Annotated in this window: 16 protein-coding genes; 11 read left to right on the forward strand and 5 right to left on the reverse strand. The window is 42.7% G+C overall.

Annotation, left to right across the window (positions count from 1 at the left end; genetic code table 11):
* Nucleotides 1-134 precede the first annotated feature (134 nt).
* Nucleotides 135-1,307, forward strand: a complete 1,173-nt coding sequence (locus tag RJ41_RS06555) for a sugar efflux transporter (protein ID WP_039218476.1) — start codon at nt 135-137, stop codon at nt 1,305-1,307.
* A gap of 124 nt (nt 1,308-1,431) precedes the next feature.
* On the opposite strand, the gene nei is transcribed toward RJ41_RS06555, so the two are convergent.
* Nucleotides 1,432-2,253: an endonuclease VIII gene (gene nei, locus RJ41_RS06560; protein WP_039218478.1), complete on the reverse strand. Its 822-nt coding sequence runs from the start codon at nt 2,251-2,253 to the stop codon at nt 1,432-1,434.
* 198 nt (nt 2,254-2,451) lie between these two features.
* Nucleotides 2,452-3,573, reverse strand: coding sequence for a zinc-binding dehydrogenase (locus tag RJ41_RS06565; protein ID WP_039218481.1), 1,122 nt, complete (start codon nt 3,571-3,573; stop codon nt 2,452-2,454).
* 173 nt (nt 3,574-3,746) lie between these two features.
* On the opposite strand from RJ41_RS06565, the gene RJ41_RS06570 reads away from it, so the two are divergent.
* Entirely contained in the window at nt 3,747-4,343 is a 597-nt protein-coding gene (locus RJ41_RS06570; protein ID WP_039218483.1) for a hypothetical protein, read from the forward strand.
* 146 nt (nt 4,344-4,489) lie between these two features.
* Complete coding sequence (locus tag RJ41_RS06575) at nt 4,490-6,484, forward strand: RecQ family ATP-dependent DNA helicase (RefSeq protein ID WP_039218486.1); 1,995 nt, start codon at nt 4,490-4,492, stop codon at nt 6,482-6,484.
* Between the two features lie 172 nt (nt 6,485-6,656).
* Here the strand turns inward: RJ41_RS06575 and RJ41_RS06580 are convergent, their stop codons facing one another.
* Nucleotides 6,657-7,097 (reverse strand): SRPBCC family protein, encoded by a 441-nt coding sequence (locus tag RJ41_RS06580; protein WP_039218488.1) that lies wholly within the window; start codon nt 7,095-7,097, stop codon nt 6,657-6,659.
* A 176-nt stretch (nt 7,098-7,273) separates the two neighbouring features.
* Between RJ41_RS06580 and RJ41_RS06585 the strand changes: the two genes are divergently transcribed.
* The 4 genes from RJ41_RS06585 to RJ41_RS06600 all read left to right on the forward strand — a co-directional run bounded on the left by RJ41_RS06585 (nt 7,274) and on the right by RJ41_RS06600 (nt 12,313).
* A complete protein-coding gene (locus RJ41_RS06585) occupies nt 7,274-8,101 on the forward strand; it encodes an SAM-dependent methyltransferase (protein WP_039218491.1) in 828 nt (275 codons plus the stop codon).
* A gap of 12 nt (nt 8,102-8,113) precedes the next feature.
* On the forward strand, nt 8,114-8,317 hold the full coding sequence (locus RJ41_RS06590) for a hypothetical protein (RefSeq protein ID WP_039218494.1): 204 nt from the start codon (nt 8,114-8,116) through the stop codon (nt 8,315-8,317).
* A 60-nt stretch (nt 8,318-8,377) separates the two neighbouring features.
* Nucleotides 8,378-11,542: a tetratricopeptide repeat-containing hybrid sensor histidine kinase/response regulator gene (locus RJ41_RS06595; RefSeq protein ID WP_052235419.1), complete on the forward strand. Its 3,165-nt coding sequence runs from the start codon at nt 8,378-8,380 to the stop codon at nt 11,540-11,542.
* Nucleotides 11,543-11,722: 180 nt separating this feature from the next.
* Nucleotides 11,723-12,313, forward strand: a complete 591-nt coding sequence (locus RJ41_RS06600; RefSeq protein WP_039218499.1) for a hypothetical protein — start codon at nt 11,723-11,725, stop codon at nt 12,311-12,313.
* A 124-nt stretch (nt 12,314-12,437) separates the two neighbouring features.
* On the opposite strand, the gene RJ41_RS06605 is transcribed toward RJ41_RS06600, so the two are convergent.
* Nucleotides 12,438-12,887: a DUF3010 family protein gene (locus RJ41_RS06605; protein WP_039218501.1), complete on the reverse strand. Its 450-nt coding sequence runs from the start codon at nt 12,885-12,887 to the stop codon at nt 12,438-12,440.
* Between the two features lie 130 nt (nt 12,888-13,017).
* Complete coding sequence (locus RJ41_RS06610) at nt 13,018-14,208, reverse strand: PQQ-dependent sugar dehydrogenase (protein WP_039218504.1); 1,191 nt, start codon at nt 14,206-14,208, stop codon at nt 13,018-13,020.
* Between the two features lie 572 nt (nt 14,209-14,780).
* Between RJ41_RS06610 and RJ41_RS06615 the strand changes: the two genes are divergently transcribed.
* The 4 genes from RJ41_RS06615 to RJ41_RS06625 all read left to right on the forward strand — a co-directional run bounded on the left by RJ41_RS06615 (nt 14,781) and on the right by RJ41_RS06625 (nt 18,406).
* Nucleotides 14,781-15,659 carry a hypothetical protein gene (locus tag RJ41_RS06615; protein ID WP_039218506.1) on the forward strand — a complete coding sequence of 293 codons (879 nt, stop codon included), beginning with the start codon at nt 14,781-14,783 and terminating at the stop codon, nt 15,657-15,659.
* A gap of 136 nt (nt 15,660-15,795) precedes the next feature.
* Complete coding sequence (locus RJ41_RS19040; RefSeq protein WP_156964765.1) at nt 15,796-15,933, forward strand: hypothetical protein; 138 nt, start codon at nt 15,796-15,798, stop codon at nt 15,931-15,933.
* A gap of 385 nt (nt 15,934-16,318) precedes the next feature.
* Nucleotides 16,319-16,453: a hypothetical protein gene (locus tag RJ41_RS19465; RefSeq protein ID WP_276203222.1), complete on the forward strand. Its 135-nt coding sequence runs from the start codon at nt 16,319-16,321 to the stop codon at nt 16,451-16,453.
* Nucleotides 16,454-17,209: 756 nt separating this feature from the next.
* Entirely contained in the window at nt 17,210-18,406 is a 1,197-nt protein-coding gene (locus RJ41_RS06625; protein WP_039218512.1) for an alpha/beta hydrolase-fold protein, read from the forward strand.
* Nucleotides 18,407-18,423: the final 17 nt, after the last annotated feature.

Genomic DNA, 18,423 nt, shown 5'->3' on the forward strand with positions numbered 1-18,423 from the left:
ATAACTAATAAAAGCTTTGTCATAGACATTAGATACGCAGCACTTATAATGCGCCCTCGTTATTAAGGGCTGCGATCTTTTCTTTACGAAATTCGGTCAACCACGTTTAACAGTCCCTCGGAGCTCGTATCCTCATGTCATCGCGTCACGCATTTTCTCCACAGCTTCCTTTTTTACTGTTAAGTCTATTAACTGGCCTAACATCGTCGTTTGTTACGCCACTGATGAGCTATTTCCTCATTGATGAGATCAACGTTGAGCCTATTTATATAAGTATTTATATGGTGTCCGTTACGCTATCAGGGTTGGTGATCAGTCAGTACCTCGGGCACTTGGCAGACAAAGGTTTTAACGCAAATCGTCTTTACGGGCTAACCATGATTTGCGTGGGCATCGCCATGGTCGCCTTTATCTTTAGCAAGCAGTTTTGGCATGTGTTCCTTGCTGGCGTCTTGTTTATGTCGGTGGGCGCTGGGGCAGTGTCTCAAATGCTGACCGTTTCGGGGCTATGGGCAAAAAACCAAGATATCGATTTAGCCGCATTTAACTCAAAAGTTCGCGCGGCCATCTCTCTTGCTTGGGTGGTAGGCCCGCCGCTGGCATTTACGCTGGTTGCCAATTTTGGCTTCGCAGCGTCCTTTTCGGTGGCTATCGCGTGCGTGGTTGTTGCGACGCTTTTTGTGGTTAAGGTTGTGCCTGGGCAAAAAGCCAATCAACACTCACTCAACACTACTCTAAAGGGCTCGTTATCGCTGCCTTTTTGGCTGGTTGGGTTGGCCATACTTGCCGGAATGGCGGGCAATGTTATGTATTTATCATCTATGCCTTTGTACGTAATGAATGAACTGGGGTTGCCGGAAAATTTGCCAGGGCTGATGATGGGTGTTGTGGCTGCACTTGAGATACCTACTATGCTGCTAGCAGCCAAATTAGCGCGACGCTTCCCTCCTGCGGGTATCATGGCAGTAGCATTTATTTTCGGCTGTTGCTTCTACGTTGGCGTGTACTTTTCTCAGTCGAGTTGGGAGTTATTGACCCTTCAAATATTAAACGCGCTGTTCTACGGTTTATATGCCGGTATTGGATTGACCTTACTGCAACAACAAGCGCCTGATTTGACAGGTTTTACTTCAGCGTTTTATTCAAACGCCACCCGCGTGGGAATGATGTTGGGCACTATTGGCGCGGGTACCGTGGCCCAATTCTTTAGTTTCAGAGATGCCACTATTGGATCGCTATCCATCGCAACATTTGGGTTAAACGTGATGTTAGTATTCATGTTTGTTAAGCGTCGAGTACATCGCTGAAGGGCTACCAAACCTCATTGATTGGGTTACACGCAAAACTCAATCAAAATGCGATACCGGTTAATAAGCAATGTTGCTTAAGTCGATAGCAGGCTATCTGTAGGCTAAAAGAAAGCGTTCGAGATCACTTTGCCTGACATTGACCACACCAATAAAGACGTCGCCCATTATACGTTTGGCGTTTTATTGGAGTGGCGCAGACTCTACAAGGCTGCTCTTCCCTGTCGAACACCATAAATCGCGTACCTTCAAAGTTAACGCCTTTTGCTTCAAGCACTTGGCGTAGTTCTGTGTACACGGTATAGCCGCCGGTTTCATAGCTGCGTTTGCATATTGCTAAGGTGTCATGTGCCAAGCTACGCAGCTGCTCATCATCTAACTGAGAAGGTTTGAGTGAAGGATGCACACCTGCTGTAAACAATATTTCGCTGCGAAGGTAGTTGCCCAGCCCAGCCATAAAGCGCTGATCCAAATATAAACCGCTTAGCGCGCGGTTATAGAATGCTTTTGAACGTAAGCGTTCTAATACCAACTCTTCTGTGACTGAATCGTTGAGTACGTCGGGCCCAACTCTTTGTAAAAAAGGGTGTTCATGAATAGTTTGTGTTGGCCAAATGCTAATGTCAGACGCACTATATAAAATAGCACTGTGTGTTTCGATATGAAGCCCTACCCTTAGCTGACGAGTAGTATCGGGCATTTCGTTGCGTTTACAGGTATGCCACACGCCATAAAGTTGGTTGTGTGAATACATAGAGAGCCCATTGCTAAAATGGGTAATTAGCGCTTTGCCACGGGTTTCCATGCGCAAGACGACTTCGCCTTCTAGCTGTTTAACATAGGGTTTTAGCTGAGCTAATCCAAACTCTACTTTTTCTAGGGGGATATCTTTTATCACCGCTTCGACTTTATCTGCAGCTCGACGAATTTCTGGGCCTTCAGGCATGTTGTCTCAAATACCTTTTATCTCGGTTACGGGTTACTTCGCATCATTTTCAGCTTCTTTGCAGCTAGATGATAACGAATACAAAAAAGGCCTGTAGCCTTTGGTGTACTTTAAACCTAAGTTTGTACATCAAAGATCAACAGACCCTTTTATTAATCAAAGTTTAGCTGAAAATGCCGTATTTAAACGCTGCGCTGATTAGCCCTTGTTTGGCACAATCAGGTACTTAGTGCCGGTCTTTTTCGCGTTGTACAACGCCACATTTTCCGGCTGAAGGGCTTCTTCAAGACTTAGCTCTTTACTATAAGACGACGCAAAAGTTGTGTTAATTTCCGTTGCCACTTTTTGGTAAAGCTCACCTACACGCTTCTTATCAAGCTTGCCTAAGAAGCGCATTAGCAACCAACCACCAATGCTCCACGTCATACCATAAGCGCGGTTTAGAATTGTCGGAGAGAAGTCTAAGCCGCCATAGATATAAACTTGTTTATTGCTGTCAGAACCATAGGTGTTGAAACCTTTTGCATCTTTACTGCCCGAGGCTTCCATCATGGTAAGGATATCGCTAACTAGCTCACCGCCACCAATGGCGTCGAACGCAAGTGTAGCGCCAGTGCTATCTATGGCCTGGTAAAGTTCAGCTTTGAAATTCTCGCTGCTGGAATCAAGCACAATTTTCGCGCCAATACCTTTAAGTAGGTCTACCTGCTCTTGGCTACGTACAATATTAACTAGCTCTACGCCCTGTTCTAGACAAATTTTGTTTAGCATTTGCCCAAGGTTAGACGCCGCGGCAGTGTGAACCAAGGCTTTATGCCCTTCCATACGCATGGTTTCAACCATACCAAGAGCAGTAAGTGGGTTAACAAATGAAGACGCAGCTTGTTGCGGCGTAGTGCTATCCATGTGAGGTAAACATGCCTGTACGGGCACACACGCATACTCTGTATAAGCTGCGCCGGTAAGAATAGATACTGTTTTGCCCATTAATGCCTGCGCTTCAGGGCTGTCGCCCGCAGCAACCACTGTACCTGCGCCTTCGTTCCCGATAGGCAAAGTTTGGTCAAGACGAGACTTAATACGGCTTAGCAAAGGCTTGTGTACCGGCGCAACCAACGCGCTCTTATCAGCATCGAAAGACGCCTTATCAAGGCTTGCTGGCCCAAACATAGGCCACATATCTGACGGATTTATTGGAGAGGCTTCCATGCGTACAATCACTTCATGAGCCTTCGGCTCTGGAACGTCTACTTCTTTTAGCGATACCTGAAGCTCACCTTCTGATGTAATTAGCGTAAATAGTTGTTTAGATTTATTCATATTGACTCTCGTGCCCTAAAAATTAAACGCTGTATGTGTTGTTAAGCTAACACGCCACCACTATCAGCAGTATTTATATTTCGAATACATATGCGTTTCGATGGTTTATACACCCGATAATCTAGATGAGTTACACTGCAATGCGTATATCGACTTGTAATAGCGAATAAAAAATGAAAAGACATTGTACCTACCTCTTTCTAGGACTAATCGGAATGAGCGATGTGGCGTTTGGTAAGGCTGCACCTTTGGTCTCAATTCCTACCCACGACGCGTTTTTTAATTCGATAAAAGCGCTCTGCGGTAAAGCGTTTCAAGGGAAGGTGAGTAAAGATAATGTAGGCAATACCTTCGGTGATGCAGAACTTGTTATGCACATACGAAAGTGCACAGACTCAGAAATCCAAATACCTTTTCATGTGGGTAACGACGCATCTCGCACTTGGATTCTAACGAAAACCGGCGCGGGTCTTATGCTGAAGCACGACCACAGAAACAAAGATGGCAGCTTTCATTCTTCAACCATGTACGGCGGGCACACTGTAGATGATGGATATGTCCAAGTTCAGTCATTCCCCGCAGATGCCTATTCAAAAGCATTATTTATAGAATCTGGGATTGCAGCATCGACAGATAACGTTTGGCAAATGATGATTTACCCCAACCGCTTTAGCTACCGATTGATTCGCCCTGCGCGCGAAGTACAGGTTGATTTCGATTTAGATAGTACAGTTTCGGTTCCCAGTGCGCCTTGGGGCTACGCAGATTGATTTAAGCTGAAACTGGACTTGGGTATCGTTGCATTTATTACCACCACACCTTATAACAAGTTTTAAATTGCAAAATATATCTTGTTCCCACCTACGACTAGATAGAATCTAGTAAGACCTGAATTATCAACCACTTGGATATAAAAATGCCTTCTAACCACAATCTTTTACAGCAGCTTTTTGGTTTCTCAGCGTTTCGTGAGGGACAAAAAGAGGCTGTGGATTCTCTACTTAGTGGGCATTCAACGTTAGCAATCTTTCCGACTGGCTCGGGTAAATCGTTGTGTTACCAGTTCGTTGCTACGCAGCTGCCACATTTAACTTTGGTGGTTTCTCCATTACTGGCGCTAATGAAAGATCAGCTGGAATTTTTGCATAGCAAAGGTATTGCAGCAGCTAGCATCGATTCCACCTTAACACCTGAGCAAAACAAGCAGGTGATGAACGACGTGCGTTCTGGGCAGTGTAAAATTTTAATGGTGTCAGTGGAGCGTTTTAAGAACGAGCGTTTTAGACAGTTTATTGAATCTGTTCAGGTAAGTATGTTGGTAGTTGATGAAGCGCATTGTATTTCTGAGTGGGGCCACAACTTCCGCCCAGACTATTTAAAGCTTCCCGCATATCAGAAAGAGCTAAATATTCCTTTGGTGCTGCTGCTCACTGCTACTGCCACTAAAAAAGTAAAAGATGATATGTCGGCTCGCTTTGATATTGCGCCAGCCAACATTATCCAAACTGGGTTTTATCGCCCTAATTTAGATCTACGTGTTCGCCCCGTACTTGAACCAAACAAAAACCACGCCCTACTGGAAGAGATTCGCAAGCAACAAGGTGCGGGTATTGTTTACGTTACTTTGCAAAAAAGCGCCGAGGAGGTAGCCCAGTTCTTACAGCAACAAGGGTTTGCTGCAAAGGCATATCACGCTGGTCTCGACAGTGATGTAAGGCAATGTATTCAGCAAGACTTCATGCATAATAAGCTTCAAGTGGTTGTAGCCACTATTGCCTTTGGGATGGGCATTGATAAGTCGGATATTCGCTTTGTTATTCACTACGACTTGCCGAAGTCTATTGAAAACTACAGCCAAGAGATTGGAAGGGGTGGAAGAGACGGTAAACCAGCAAACTGTACCGTGCTTGCGAATCTTGACGGATTGGTCACCATAGAGAACTTCGTTTACGGCGACACGCCAGATGAAAGCGCCATTCAACGGGTAATTGATGATATTAAGTCGCAAGCCCCTGATGAGAAAAATTCAGCGGTACAAAATGACCGCTCTATTCATGGCGACAGCAACCTTTTCCAGTGGGAAACACAAATAAACAGCCTATCGGGTGCAAGTAATATTCGTCAGCTTCCTCTTAAAACCCTACTTGTTCAGCTAGAACTCGCGAACGTTATACGCCCTTTGTACGCTTACTTTGCTGAATACAAATTCCGTTTTATTTCTGATAAAGCCGCCATTCTTAGCATGTTTTCAGAAGAGAGAGCGCGCTTTTTAGATGCTGTATTCACGCACTCAAACATGAAGAAAGTATGGGGTGTCGTCGATTTTGACAGCATCTATCAGCATTATGGTGCCGAACGTTCAAGAGTGGTTGCAGCATTAGAATATTTGCACGAACACAATGATATCGAGCTCGCATCGCGCTTAATAACCGATGTTTACCGAGTTAATGACGAACTGCTACAGGATGGCAATCTTTCAAACCAACTCGCCCACTATTTTGCTGAAACCGAGCGTAAAGAGATCAGGCGCATCGCAGCACTTGTAAGCTTCTTCGAACAAGGCACCTGCTTAAGTCATAACTTGTCAGCGTATTTTGATGATACTCAAGCACCGAAGGCTTGTGGACATTGCAGTGTTTGTGAAGGCGATGTGGCAACGCTTAGCTATTCATCACCAATATCAAAACCAGATAGTGAGAAGGTATTAGAAGCTATGACGGCGCTAAAGATGCATTTAAGCGGAAAGTTTGAAGCCACCATCACGCCTTCTATTTATTGCCGTTTTTTAACTGGCATGACCATGCCTTTATTTAGTCGTTTGAAAATAAGACAAGTGAAAGGTTTTGGCAGCTTTGAACACTGCCGATATGCAGACGTTCTAAAACAAGTGAACGCAAATTCGTGCAGGTGACTTATTGGTACTGACTGTTTTGTCTTCTCGATAAGAGCCGGTATTAAATTGAGCCAGCCCCTTATTGCTAAAAAAGGGCCGACTGTGCTAACTATCTGGCTCACTACGCGCCAGTTGTATGAACTATGTTTATTACGCGTTTAGCGAATTGTTTTCTTAATTTAACGGCGATTCACGCCATACTATCAATCTGCTTTAATATACTGCCAAATGCGCGGCTACCAACACTTTGAATCTGTTTATCGAAGTACAGGCTTCCCAAAAGAAAAATAGTGATATGCCCTTTCGAGCGCCACGTCACGTGGGTTTTTCCACCTTCATCTTTAAGGGTTATTTCACCCAACTGATGATCATAAGGTAATGGCTTAGACTTAACCACTTTATAACCCAATTTATAAGGCGGCTCGTAGGCCACTATCTCTTCGTGAAGGTTCGAGCCCCCTGAAATAATCTCGCGCACTGCACCTAGCCCATTTGGTTCATCACTACCCTTTACCAGTAAATTCGACTGCTCAATAGCTTTAAACTGCGCATAATTAGCGTGATCACTTAATATTGCAAATACCTTTTCAATAGGTTGATTAATGGTTCGCTCTACATGTATTGAAAACACGCTTTGTTCCTTTTTATATATTTTTAATTAGCGATATTTTTCGATAATAGCCTAAACACTATAAAACCTTTACTTAATAAAACTTATCGTTAATCGGCAAAACTGTGAATATAGCAAAAGCCTTAATTCTAATTTATAGTGGCAAAATAATAGTGTCGTAGACGGTTTAGGATGTAATGGACACCACTAAAAAAGGATCGCTAGTTGTGGTCGGCACAGGTATAAGTGTTGCTGGGCAAATGACCATTGCTGCTAGAAGCTACATTGAAAATGCCGACATCGTGTTTATGGGGATCATGAACAAAATTGGCGAACACGTGGTGACCACTCTTAATCCCAATAGCGTTTCGCTAGACGACCTTTACGAAGAAGGTAAGTCACGCGCGTTAACCTATTCTCAAATGGCCGATAGAATTGTAGCGTCGGTGATGGCAGGCAATAAAGTATGCGTTGCTTTTTATGGCCATCCCGGAGTTTTTGTTACTCCCTCTCATGAAGCCATCCGCCGTGTTCAAGGAATGGGCTTAGAAGCGAAAATGCTGCCCGGGGTTTCGGCGGAAGATTGCTTAATTGCCGATTTAGGCATAGATCCCTCACGCTTTGGTTGCCAGTCATACGAAGCAACTCAGTTTCTGTTTCGCGACTACCGTATTGATCCACACATGACACAAATTATCTGGCAAATTGGGTTAGCTGGGGAAGCAACATTGAGTGTGTTAGACGCTAATCAAAGCCAGTCAGGCCTTGCCATGCTGGCCGATATTTTAGCAGAGCATTATCCTACGGACCATGAACTCATTATTTATGAAGCCGCGACACTGCCTCTTTGCGAACCCAAAATAGAAAGCGTGCGACTTTGTGAACTTGAATTCGCCAAACCCACATTGGTTTCGACCCTCGTCGTTCCCTCGATAGGTATGCCAGCATATCGACAAGACCGATTAGCAAAGCTAGGGCTGACCGAACAGCAAGTTATTAAATATAGAAACCCAACCATAAATTAAAAAGGATAAAAAATGGCAATATCTATTCAAGATTTCTTGATTGAGTTGGATACCAACAGCAAGCTTATGGAAGCCTATAAAAGCGACCCAGTTGCAACCGCTAAAAAATACGGGTTATCTGCCGAAGAGGTAAAAATAATTGCAGATCAAAACTGGGACGAGCTATCTAAGCGCTTTGACGATACCAGTAAAACCATTCGCGTTATTAGCTACTAACTAATATTAATCAATATTATGAAGCGCTTTGTCTTGTGTGTGATTAGTGTCATTGTCTTAATGACGCTATCCGCTCGCGCTTTTGGCGCGCCGCAAGACAACACTCCATCACCCATAGTTCAATTAGACGGGCTTAAAACACGTATTCAAGAAAACGATCCGACTGTTCAAAGCGCCTTCTCGGAATTACACGCATTTTTTGCGGCCCACCCTAATGATTATGAACACGCACGCTTTTTGAATATAAAATCCTACTTTTATATTTTAAAACAAGACTATGTATTTGCGTACGAGGCGTTACTCGAAGCCCGTAAATACGCAACCTCAGCAAAAAATGTACTGAGCCTTGCTGAATCACATCGCTTAGAGGGCTTAATCCTCGATTTATCTGGCGAACATGCCAGCGCGCTAGAAGCCATGCATCAAGCGCTAGACCTTTTCAACAAAGCTGAAAGTGACAAAGTTCTTTTGGTATATAGCGCCATGGGTAACGTGTACATGTCGCTTAAAGACTATGAGTTAATGCTGACTTTTGCACATCAGTATTTATCTGCCGCACAACGCTTTAATAGCAAGGAAGGCGAAGGTACAGCTTATTTCTTTCAAGGATATGCCCAGCGAGCGCTTGGTCAGTATCAAGACGCAAAAGTGAGCCTGCTATTAGCTGAAAGTCAGCTTCGCGAAGCAAATTACCCTTTTATTGGCATTGTGCACAGCGCTATGGCAGAGCTTTATATTGCGCAAGGTAACTTAAGTGAAGCGCTGAAGAAATTAAACCAGGCTTCGGAAGCTGACCGGCAAGTTGGTTTTAAGTACAACGAAGGGTCACATCTTCTTCATTTAGTAGACATCTATAAACAACAAGGCGAACTGGAACTTGCAATTGCTGAACTAGAAGCTGGGCTGGAAAAAGAAATCATAAAAAATGACAAAGTGTTGATCTTAGATGTTCTCAATCAACTTATCTCACTTCACGAAACAAACGGAAACTTGGAAACTGCACTTAACTACTCGAAGCAATATAGACAGGCATTTAAACAGAGCTTTAATGAACAGCAATCAAGGCTAGTGGCCCTGCACCGCGTACGTTTAGCCATTTCAGAAAAAGAAGAAACGATAAAGCTGCTAGAAAAAGACAATCAGTTAAAAGAACAGCGTAACCTTATTCAAAAGAAAAAGAATACCCAGCAACTTTATTTTATAGGTTTTGTCATCCTTTCATTGGGCTTGATGGCTGGGTTATGGCTTCGAACTTGGAAACAGAGAAAGTCGCTCGATATCTTAACGCAAGATTTGCGCAAAGCCACTAAAGCAAAGTCCGATTTTCTAGCCCGTATGAGCCATGAAATTCGTACGCCGCTGAATGCCATTATTGGTCTTACTAAGCTTTCTCAACGGGCCGCTGAAGACAAAGAGCAGCAAACAAATTTGATACAAATTGAAGGCGCATCTCAAACGCTGCTAAGCATCATTAATGACATACTGGACTTCTCTAAAATTGAAGCTGGTAAGCTTGATATAGAGTCTACCCCATTTAATTTAGATACGCTCGTTAATCAAACCATCAGGTTGCACCTTGCCCGTGCGCAAGAAAAGCATATTGAGCTAATTCAACATATCTCCCGAGATGTGCCGCTGAACTTAATTGGTGATCCGTTGCGCATACAGCAAATACTGAATAACCTGCTGAGCAACGCCCTTAAGTTCACCGAAGATGGGCTTATCTCAGTAAGCGTTAGATGCAAACAGGCCGCTGACGATATTCAGCTTGAATTTGAAGTGAAGGACTCAGGAGTAGGCCTGACTACTGCACATCAAGCTCAACTGTTTCAGCCATTTAATCAGGGTGATGAGTCGATATCGCGACGCTACGGTGGTACAGGTTTAGGGTTAGCCATTTGTAAGCAGCTTACCACATTATTAGGTGGTGAAATTTGGGTAGAAAGCCAGTTGGGGAAAGGGTCTGTTTTCCACTTTACGGTAAAAGTAAAACACGATACTTCGCAGCAAATTGTTTCACCATCTAACCAGCTTTCTGCGCTAAAAGTACTTGTTGCCGACGACATTGAAGCATCTAGGAACGCTATTTTAGAAGCCCTGTCTATGGCTAATATTCAAGCCGATATTGCCACAGGCGGAAAAGACGCCTTTGCTAAAATGCGTGCAGCTATAGCGACATCATCTCCTTATGACTTGCTTATTTTAGACTGGAACATGCCCGATATTGATGGCCTTGAAGTGGCTGCCATAATGAATCAAGAATTTTCAATTAAGCAGCCAAAAGTGGTTATGCTTTACGCATTTGAGTCGCCACGAATGCGCGAACAGGCCATTCAGCTTGGCATACGGAATTTCATCAAGAAACCGTTTAGTACCAGTGAATTGGTAGATACACTGCAGGAGTTGTGTCTTAACGTAAAAGCCAAAACAGTACTCAAAGACATACCAGCCGTACCCAATTTAAAAGGCACACGCATTCTTTTTGCAGAAGATAATGCGCTCAATCAAAAAGTAACACTTGGACTTTTAAACGACACTCAAGCCACTATTGAAGTTGCCAACAATGGTTTAGAAGCTATAAACAAACTGCGTGAAGACAGCGCGTTTGACGTAGTCCTGATGGATATTCAGATGCCAGTAATGGATGGATTAACCGCAGCTAAGCGCATTCGACAAGAGCTACAGTTAACCTTACCTATCATTGCCACTACCGCCCATGCAATGCAGCAAGACATAGATAAAAGCTTAGCTGCGGGCATGGATGGCCATATTAATAAACCTGTCGACCCAAACCGCTTTTTTGATGTACTGGTTGAGGTTTTAGGTAAAAGAGGGTCTTCGGCCACTTTAGAAGTGGCCAGTGAAACAACGGTAACAAGTTCATCACTTACATTTATCGACAAACCCAAAGCACTTCAAACATTGCTTGGCGATGAGGCGCTTTATATAAACCTAGTTAACGACTTTATCGCTTTAGAAGATGAATTCAACGCGCTACACAAGGCTATTGATACCCAAGACTATCCATCCATCGCGCGCATAGCACATATTTTCACAACGGCGCTTCGGTATATTGGTGCGTTCACACTAGCAGAATTAGCGAGCTCGATTGAGTTAAGCGTAAAGCGTGGTGAGCAAGCAAATGAGCAAGATTTCAGTGCGAAATTAGAACTTTTTTATGAGTCGCTAAAAAAAGTGAGAGTACAGCTAAACGCAGCACAATAGCGCACTCCAACTTCATACTCTTTACAACCGCTCAATTAACAAGTGCTTCATAACACGCGCCATACGTCTGATTATAGGAGACTTTTGGGCTAACTTTAGCCTTCTACATTTTAGGATTTAATGTATTATTGTTTAGCTTTTTTTAACAATTAAGCGCTTTTAACCGCTCTCTTTACAGAAATGCCCAATAAAGAGAGTTTTTCAAATGGGCAAGGAAAAAAAATAAATAAAATAAATACTATACTACTGCTTGGTGTTTCACTTTTAGCCACTGGCTGCGCAAACAAAGTACATACCTATGCCACCTCTACTGAAAACACAATTGCTTTAAGAGCCTTGTCGAAGCAAGACGTTCAAGCCAATATTGGTGAGTTTACCGACTCAGGTAAAAACGAGTCGAAGGTAATGTGCCGCCTGTCTTCTCCAGTGGGAACGCCAGAAGGTAGAACTTTTGCAACGTACATCAGAGATGCAATTTTAGCTGAAATGGTTGTAGCAGACCTATATGAAGACCAATCTTCAACAGTTTTAACCGCTAACCTTAACGATATTTATGGCAGCACCGTAATCGGTAATGCATTTTGGGAATTCGACTTATCTTTAGCTTCAAGCAACGGTAAAAACCTAAACATTAAATCACGTTATGATTACGAGTCGAGCTATCTAGCGACGTCTGCCTGCTCTGAAATGCAGCGTTCTTTTGTACCTGCTGTACAGAAGCTAAATACTGAGATTTTCTCTCACCCAGATTTTCCGGCTTTACTTAAATAAAGCTTGAGCTAGAAGATGCTTTTTCACTCAAAAGCATCTTCTATTTTCTTTATACAAATCACCACTCGCACGTAAAACTCAATCTCTAACCTACTTTTAAGTCAAATTAAGTGAGCATTGCTTGCTATTCACTAGACTCTTGCGACGCATACTCATTTTTCATAAGCCATGCATATGCTGTAGTAAACGCGGCCTCTTGGAACTGTTTCAAACCAGTTTCAGAGAACGAAACCGCTAACGGGTTTCTGCGAAGCGATTCTTTAATATCTGTTGGACCAAATACAATAACTTCTAACCCATCAATTAACTCGATAGCGGCCTCTAGCTTAAAGCCAATAGCACTGCCTGCGAACTTGCCTTTGCTTTGGCGCTGACGAATTATTACAGCATCAATTTTGTAGTCTTCGACAAGCTTTGCAAAAGTGCTTTGAAAGCTTTTTAAGCCTTTTGTACTGGTATCGGCAAGGGTTAAGCGACGCGTTCGACAGTCTGGTAAATGAAACAAACCATCAGCAAGCGACACCAAACTAACAATCGCCTCATTACCTTTTAAATCTACACCACAGACTTTCATATTAATTCCTAATTACGTTTGCCTGTTATTATAACGTGATTCGGCGCTAATATTTATCGAAGCGTGTTTTTCTTTTCCTATTTGACTGCACTTATTAAGCGCTTCACTGAACGCACGGGTGAAGCTAGCACTACTTCACTGAAACTAATTTAATTAAGCGCGCGCCTTCCTTATCCTCAAGCACAAAGATATTGCCCTTGCTGTCTTGCTCGACTTCACGCACTCGCTTGTCCCATTCGTAGCGTTCCGCTTCTCCAACCTTCCAGTTACCCTTGTCGTCTTTATCAAAGGCAACACGAACCAATGCCTTTGAAGACAAGCCGCCAATAAATCCATTACCTTTCCAGTCGCTGAACTTATCGCCTTTATAAATGATAAACCCGGCAGGGCTAATAGCCGGCACCCAAGCTAGCTCAGGCGATTTAAAAATAGGAATATCTTCGTGATTCGGAATTTTTACGCCTGAGTAATGCTCACCCTGCGACACCGTTGGGTAACCATAATTGCGACCACGTTCAATCAAATTGAGTTCGTCACCATGGCGCGGCCCCATTTCATGTACCCATAAATTCCCTTTCTCATCAAAATCGATGCCTAGCGGATTGCGGTGACCTAACGTCCATATCTGTTCGGTTACGCTGCCTTGGCCATAAAACGGATTATCTTCAGGCACGCTACCGTCGTCGCTTAAGCGCAGCACCTTACCTAAATTCATTGCCATGTTTTGTGCCGGGGTAAATTTCTGGCGCTCGCCCGAGGTGATAAACAAATAGCCGTCCGGTGAAAACGCCATGCGGTGAGAATAGTGCCCGTTCCCCGTCACTTTCGGCGACTGACGCCAAATTAGCTCTCTATCAGACAACTTCGCACCACTTTCAGAAATGGTAAGCGTTGCGCGCTCTATTACCGCACCGCTAAACGCATCGTCTTTCTCATCTCGCTCTATGTAGGAAATATAAATAGTGTTGTTTGAAGCAAAGCCAGGGTGAATGATGACATCACCTAGCCCGCCCTGCCCGCGTGCGGTAACGCTTGGCACATTGCTAACCTCAAAACGCTTTTGCTGGTTTTCATCAAGCAGCCATAATTTACCGGCTTTTTCCGTTACCAAACTATGCCCATCTGGCAAAAAGACCATGGCCCACGGGTTATCGAAGGTCGACTGAACACTCCCCATTACAGTAGTACCCTCACTGCCCTTCATTTCAATTTGTTCAGGTGAGTTTGACTGAGCAAAGGTAAAAAAAGAGGTGGCAAAAAGCGCAACCAATAGTGCGGCTTTCCCACTCTTGCTGGTTTTATGCGTGTTTGTTATTTGCATTGTAGTTATAGCCTTGTTAGAGAGTTTGCGTACTGCTGGTTACACGGTGAAGCGCTTATTACACATCAACGGGTGGCGCAAAGGATTTTAGTTAGTATTGGTTACGTAGATTTAATTAAACGGGTTTATATTGTTGCCTTCGTTTTACTATTCGTTAATGAACTTGTAGCGTGCATTTGTTCACATGCCTCTAAATTTTCTTTAATGCAGCCGTGCTTTACTAAAACGCCACCTATGTTATTTTCGACTGAGTTTTAGCAACGAATGTAAGGAGGTGATCATATGTCGAGAGTTAAGGTATTTGGACAGGCAGCTATGAGTGAGGGTCGTTCTAGCTAACCCCTTTAACGTAATTACTCTAGAAGGCTGTCTATTCAGCCCAGCTCGGAAAGCCGCATCACGTTGCTGAATGCGGCTTTTTTACTTCTTTCAAAAAGGTATACAACAAAAACCTATATTTTCAGTTCGTTTCATTCCAAACTATGTATATCTGTTGAAAAGTCATAGAGTCTAAAATAGGTTTAGCTCGCCACAGAGTTAGTTGCATTAAGGTTTTGCCAAGGAGCAAGAAGTTGGTCAGGGTTAGACTATTTATATCATTATTGATGTTCGCTAATGCAAATGCAGCCGACATCGGCGATCAGAAAACCGCATTCGCTTTCCACGCTGACAATGCGTTTCTAACTGAACGGGTAAACCTGTCAGTCAAACCCTATTCAACCTCGGTCGATACAGTACAAATGCTAGTCGATGAGCTAGGGTATAAAGATCCTGTTCTTCATGTTCCCCTTGTCCGTTCGTTTGCGTATATGCAACATGGCGAAAACATTTGTGTACTCAACAAAATAAAAGCACCCGAACGTGAAAAAAATCACCTTTATTCGCTACCACTCAGCTTTTTTCAAACCCAACGTTTTTATCAACTAGCTTCACTGCCACCAATAGATAAACACCTTTTAAATAAGAAAGGTCAGCTTTTAAGTGTATCTAAGGTAATGAAAGCCTATCCCGACGCTTTTATCGTTATGCCAGAAGAGTATTCATTCGGTGAAAGGATTGATGAAGATTTAAAGCAAGTTAGTCGAGAGCAAATCCTACGAGTACCAAATGATGTTTATTACTCTCGGTTTATGGACATGTTTGCAAAGGGAAAGTCTGATTTTGCACTCATTTTTCCAGCAACTTTGTACAGAAGTTTTGGAGAGAACATGCCTATAAAAGTGCGCAGTTACTCTATTGCAGACAACCCTGACTATGTATCAGGCCACGTTATATGCCCCAATACGCCTCAGGGCGCAAAGCACATAGCGCGTATAAACGCTGCAATAAAACACATCTATTCAAAAGCTGAATTTATTGATGCACATACCCGATATTTACCTGCGCAGGACAGGCAAAATTTGAAGGCTTTTATTAAGCAAAAGGTTCGAGAGTTAATGCTGGGCGAATAATAAATTATGCTGCTTACTTCATTAACAAACCACAAACAAACATTAAAAAATATTGCACTAAAATCAGCCAGATACCCCTAAAAACTGTTATTTAAAGAGCAGTATAATTTAGCGATTAATTAATGAGGTATTAGACATGAACAAACACAGAAAAGAAGTGAGTAAAGAAACAGCAAAAGTGGTAGCTACAATGATGGTGCCTATGGTGGCATTGGGACTAGTTTGTTTATCAATAGGTGCATATTTGATGGATAATGTCTTTACTGGCATTTAGCACTAAAACACCCTTATCAAGTAATAAGCAGTATTCGGCCACCACTAGTAAAACGAATGCTGCTTTGCTCGCTCTCCCCCAAGAAGTTTAAACAAATCTTACCGCCATCCAAATTGCAGACATATTTGCCATAAAATAACTTTGCTACTCGCTAGCCCGGTTCGCTGTCGCTTGTAGTTGAATATGTTTTTTTAACTTCAAAATAACCGAGAACACTCTTTCACAAACTATGTACAAATGTGCGATAGGAGACTGTTCGTTAACCATGTTTTTTGTAGCAATTATTAACCATCATAAACAACACAAAGTACAGTTTACTAAACAATATTTTGGTTGATAATACAGTGACCTGCAATGAGGCTGGATTACATAAAAGGAATTTAAAATGAAATGCGAAGAACTCACACAGATTGAACTTGAATATGTCTCGGGCGGATTTAGAAATTTTATGTTCGGCTACTTAGTGTCAAAGGCAATGGATAGTTATGTTGATTGGGTACAGGGTGGCGCCGGTGGTTGAAAAGTTGAGTACAACGGCACAGGTTACGATGATCCACTACTTTAAACAGACAGATAGTGTTAACTAAATGAAAAACGTGCCTATCTTGAACAAAGTCGTTTATTTTGGGCTTCTTCTGCTAGGCACGTACCTATGCAGCAAATTGCTTCAAGTAATCACTCTCTATTTCCTAAACCAACCGTTTTTCGTAAATCCCTTGTCTATCACTCAGTCAGATGAATTTACATCTTCAGTTAAAGTCTCTCTTATCCTACTTGATTTTATTAGCTTTGCTCTTGGTTATTTTGTGCTGAAAAAATGCTCAAGTTTTTTAGAGAAAACTGAGAAGAAGTGAGCAAAGAAGCCGCTAAAATGGTAGCCATTATGATGGTGCCAATGGTGGCGCTAGGCTTGGTATGTTTATCAATTGTCGTTTATTTAATGATTAATATATTTACTGGCATTTAGTACCTAAAATTCTTAATAAGAATTAGCGGTATTTATGTGCCGTTGGCAAAACGTGAATACTGCTTTTCCCGCTATAACTAGAACCCAATCGAAGAAGTTAAAACAAATCTTGTTGCCGCATAAATCGCGTACAAAAGCACTATAAAACAGCATTGGTGCACGCAGACCCGGTTCGCCGTCGCAAATTGACAAATGCGTTTTTAACTGGCTTTTATTTGACTATTTTTTGACAAGCAAGAATGACTATGACAGCGTAGGATAAAGAAACTATAAAAAGCTCGCGCGTGATAGCGAGAAAGGGAATTTCAAATGTATCAAAAGCTTGCCTGTGTTTTTATCGGTGCCTTATTTATCCTTAGCCTTAGCTTTCCCGTAAACGCTAAAGTGCGTGGCGAGGCCGTAGTTACTACAATAAAGTCAGAAGTTTTGAGTGAGACGCGAGAACTACTTATTCACTTACCTAATAACTATTCCCGCTATAAAAACACCACCTACCCTGTTTTATATTTGCTAGATGGTCAGCGCAATTTTGCACATACCGTTGGAACGCTTGACCTGTTAAATCAGTCTGGAATGGCGCAGGAAATGATTGTTATCGGCATTACCAACACCGAGCGCACCCGAGACTTCACACCTACCTATGATGAAGGCTACAACCAGTGGGGAATATCTGGTGGTGCCGACAACTTTTTAGATTTTCTAGAAAAAGAACTAAAGCCTTTCGTAAAGGCAAACTATCGCACCAATAACTACACGATTATTTCCGGGCATTCATTAAGCGCCCTTTTTACCTTATACGCACTGCAAGAGCGGCCTGAACTGTTTCAAGCTTACTTCGCATTCAGCCCAAGTTTGTGGTGGCACGAAGAAGTGATATTTCCAGAGGCAAAAGCGTTCTTTGCGTCAGATAACGAACTTAACAAATACCTTTACATCAATATGGGTAACGAAGATGGCAATATGTTAAGCGCATACGAACGTTACACTGAACTACTAAATTGCAGCAAACGAAAAGGGTTTACCTTTGATTCCGAACTAGATACATCTGAAAGCCACAATACGACTGCGCTTGCAGGTATGAGCTTAGCGCTTCAAAAGCAGCTTAATTCGTTACGCCCAACCGGTACGATAATACAGGAAGGCATTCCTGCGGTAGAGCAACACTATAAAGACCTTTCTGCAAAATACGCTTTTGAAGCAAAGCCAGAATATAAAGCAGTAAACCACGCGGGTTATGCGGCGCTAAACAAACAAGACTTTGACTCTGCCATTGCAATTTTCAAGAAAAATGTAACACGCTTCCCTAATAAGTCTGACGCCTACGACAGCCTAGCTGACGGGTATGAAGCTAACGGCGATTTAGCCAGGGCGCTTGAAATGCGAGAGAAAGCGCTAGCAATGAGCTATGAAGAAAATGTTGAGAATGGTGCTTATAAAACGCGGCTAGTTAATTTACGCAAAAAATTAATAAAGGCGCAGACAAATAGGCCTTTAGTTCCTTATTAATAACGTCGTATATATTG

Origin of the sequence: Alteromonas marina (genome assembly GCF_000808575.1) — a bacterium.
Lineage (GTDB): Bacteria > Pseudomonadota > Gammaproteobacteria > Enterobacterales > Alteromonadaceae > Alteromonas > Alteromonas marina_A.

Excerpts from the sequence above, each read along its gene's own strand:
- RJ41_RS06625 (WP_039218512.1), top strand. The coding sequence starts at position 17,210 with ATGTATCAAAAGCTTGCCTGTGTTTTTATCGGTGCCTTATTTATCCTT.
- RJ41_RS19040 (WP_156964765.1), top strand. The coding sequence starts at position 15,796 with ATGAACAAACACAGAAAAGAAGTGAGTAAAGAAACAGCAAAAGTGGTA.
- RJ41_RS06600 (WP_039218499.1), top strand. The coding sequence starts at position 11,723 with ATGCCCAATAAAGAGAGTTTTTCAAATGGGCAAGGAAAAAAAATAAAT.
- RJ41_RS06590 (WP_039218494.1), top strand. The coding sequence starts at position 8,114 with ATGGCAATATCTATTCAAGATTTCTTGATTGAGTTGGATACCAACAGC.
- RJ41_RS06585 (WP_039218491.1), top strand. The coding sequence starts at position 7,274 with ATGGACACCACTAAAAAAGGATCGCTAGTTGTGGTCGGCACAGGTATA.
- RJ41_RS06610 (WP_039218504.1), bottom strand. The coding sequence starts at position 14,208 with ATGCAAATAACAAACACGCATAAAACCAGCAAGAGTGGGAAAGCCGCA.
- RJ41_RS06605 (WP_039218501.1), bottom strand. The coding sequence starts at position 12,887 with ATGAAAGTCTGTGGTGTAGATTTAAAAGGTAATGAGGCGATTGTTAGT.
- RJ41_RS06555 (WP_039218476.1), top strand. The coding sequence starts at position 135 with ATGTCATCGCGTCACGCATTTTCTCCACAGCTTCCTTTTTTACTGTTA.
- RJ41_RS06575 (WP_039218486.1), top strand. The coding sequence starts at position 4,490 with ATGCCTTCTAACCACAATCTTTTACAGCAGCTTTTTGGTTTCTCAGCG.
- nei (WP_039218478.1), bottom strand. The coding sequence starts at position 2,253 with ATGCCTGAAGGCCCAGAAATTCGTCGAGCTGCAGATAAAGTCGAAGCG.
- RJ41_RS06595 (WP_052235419.1), top strand. The coding sequence starts at position 8,378 with ATGACGCTATCCGCTCGCGCTTTTGGCGCGCCGCAAGACAACACTCCA.
- RJ41_RS19465 (WP_276203222.1), top strand. The coding sequence starts at position 16,319 with ATGAAATGCGAAGAACTCACACAGATTGAACTTGAATATGTCTCGGGC.
- RJ41_RS06570 (WP_039218483.1), top strand. The coding sequence starts at position 3,747 with ATGAAAAGACATTGTACCTACCTCTTTCTAGGACTAATCGGAATGAGC.
- RJ41_RS06565 (WP_039218481.1), bottom strand. The coding sequence starts at position 3,573 with ATGAATAAATCTAAACAACTATTTACGCTAATTACATCAGAAGGTGAG.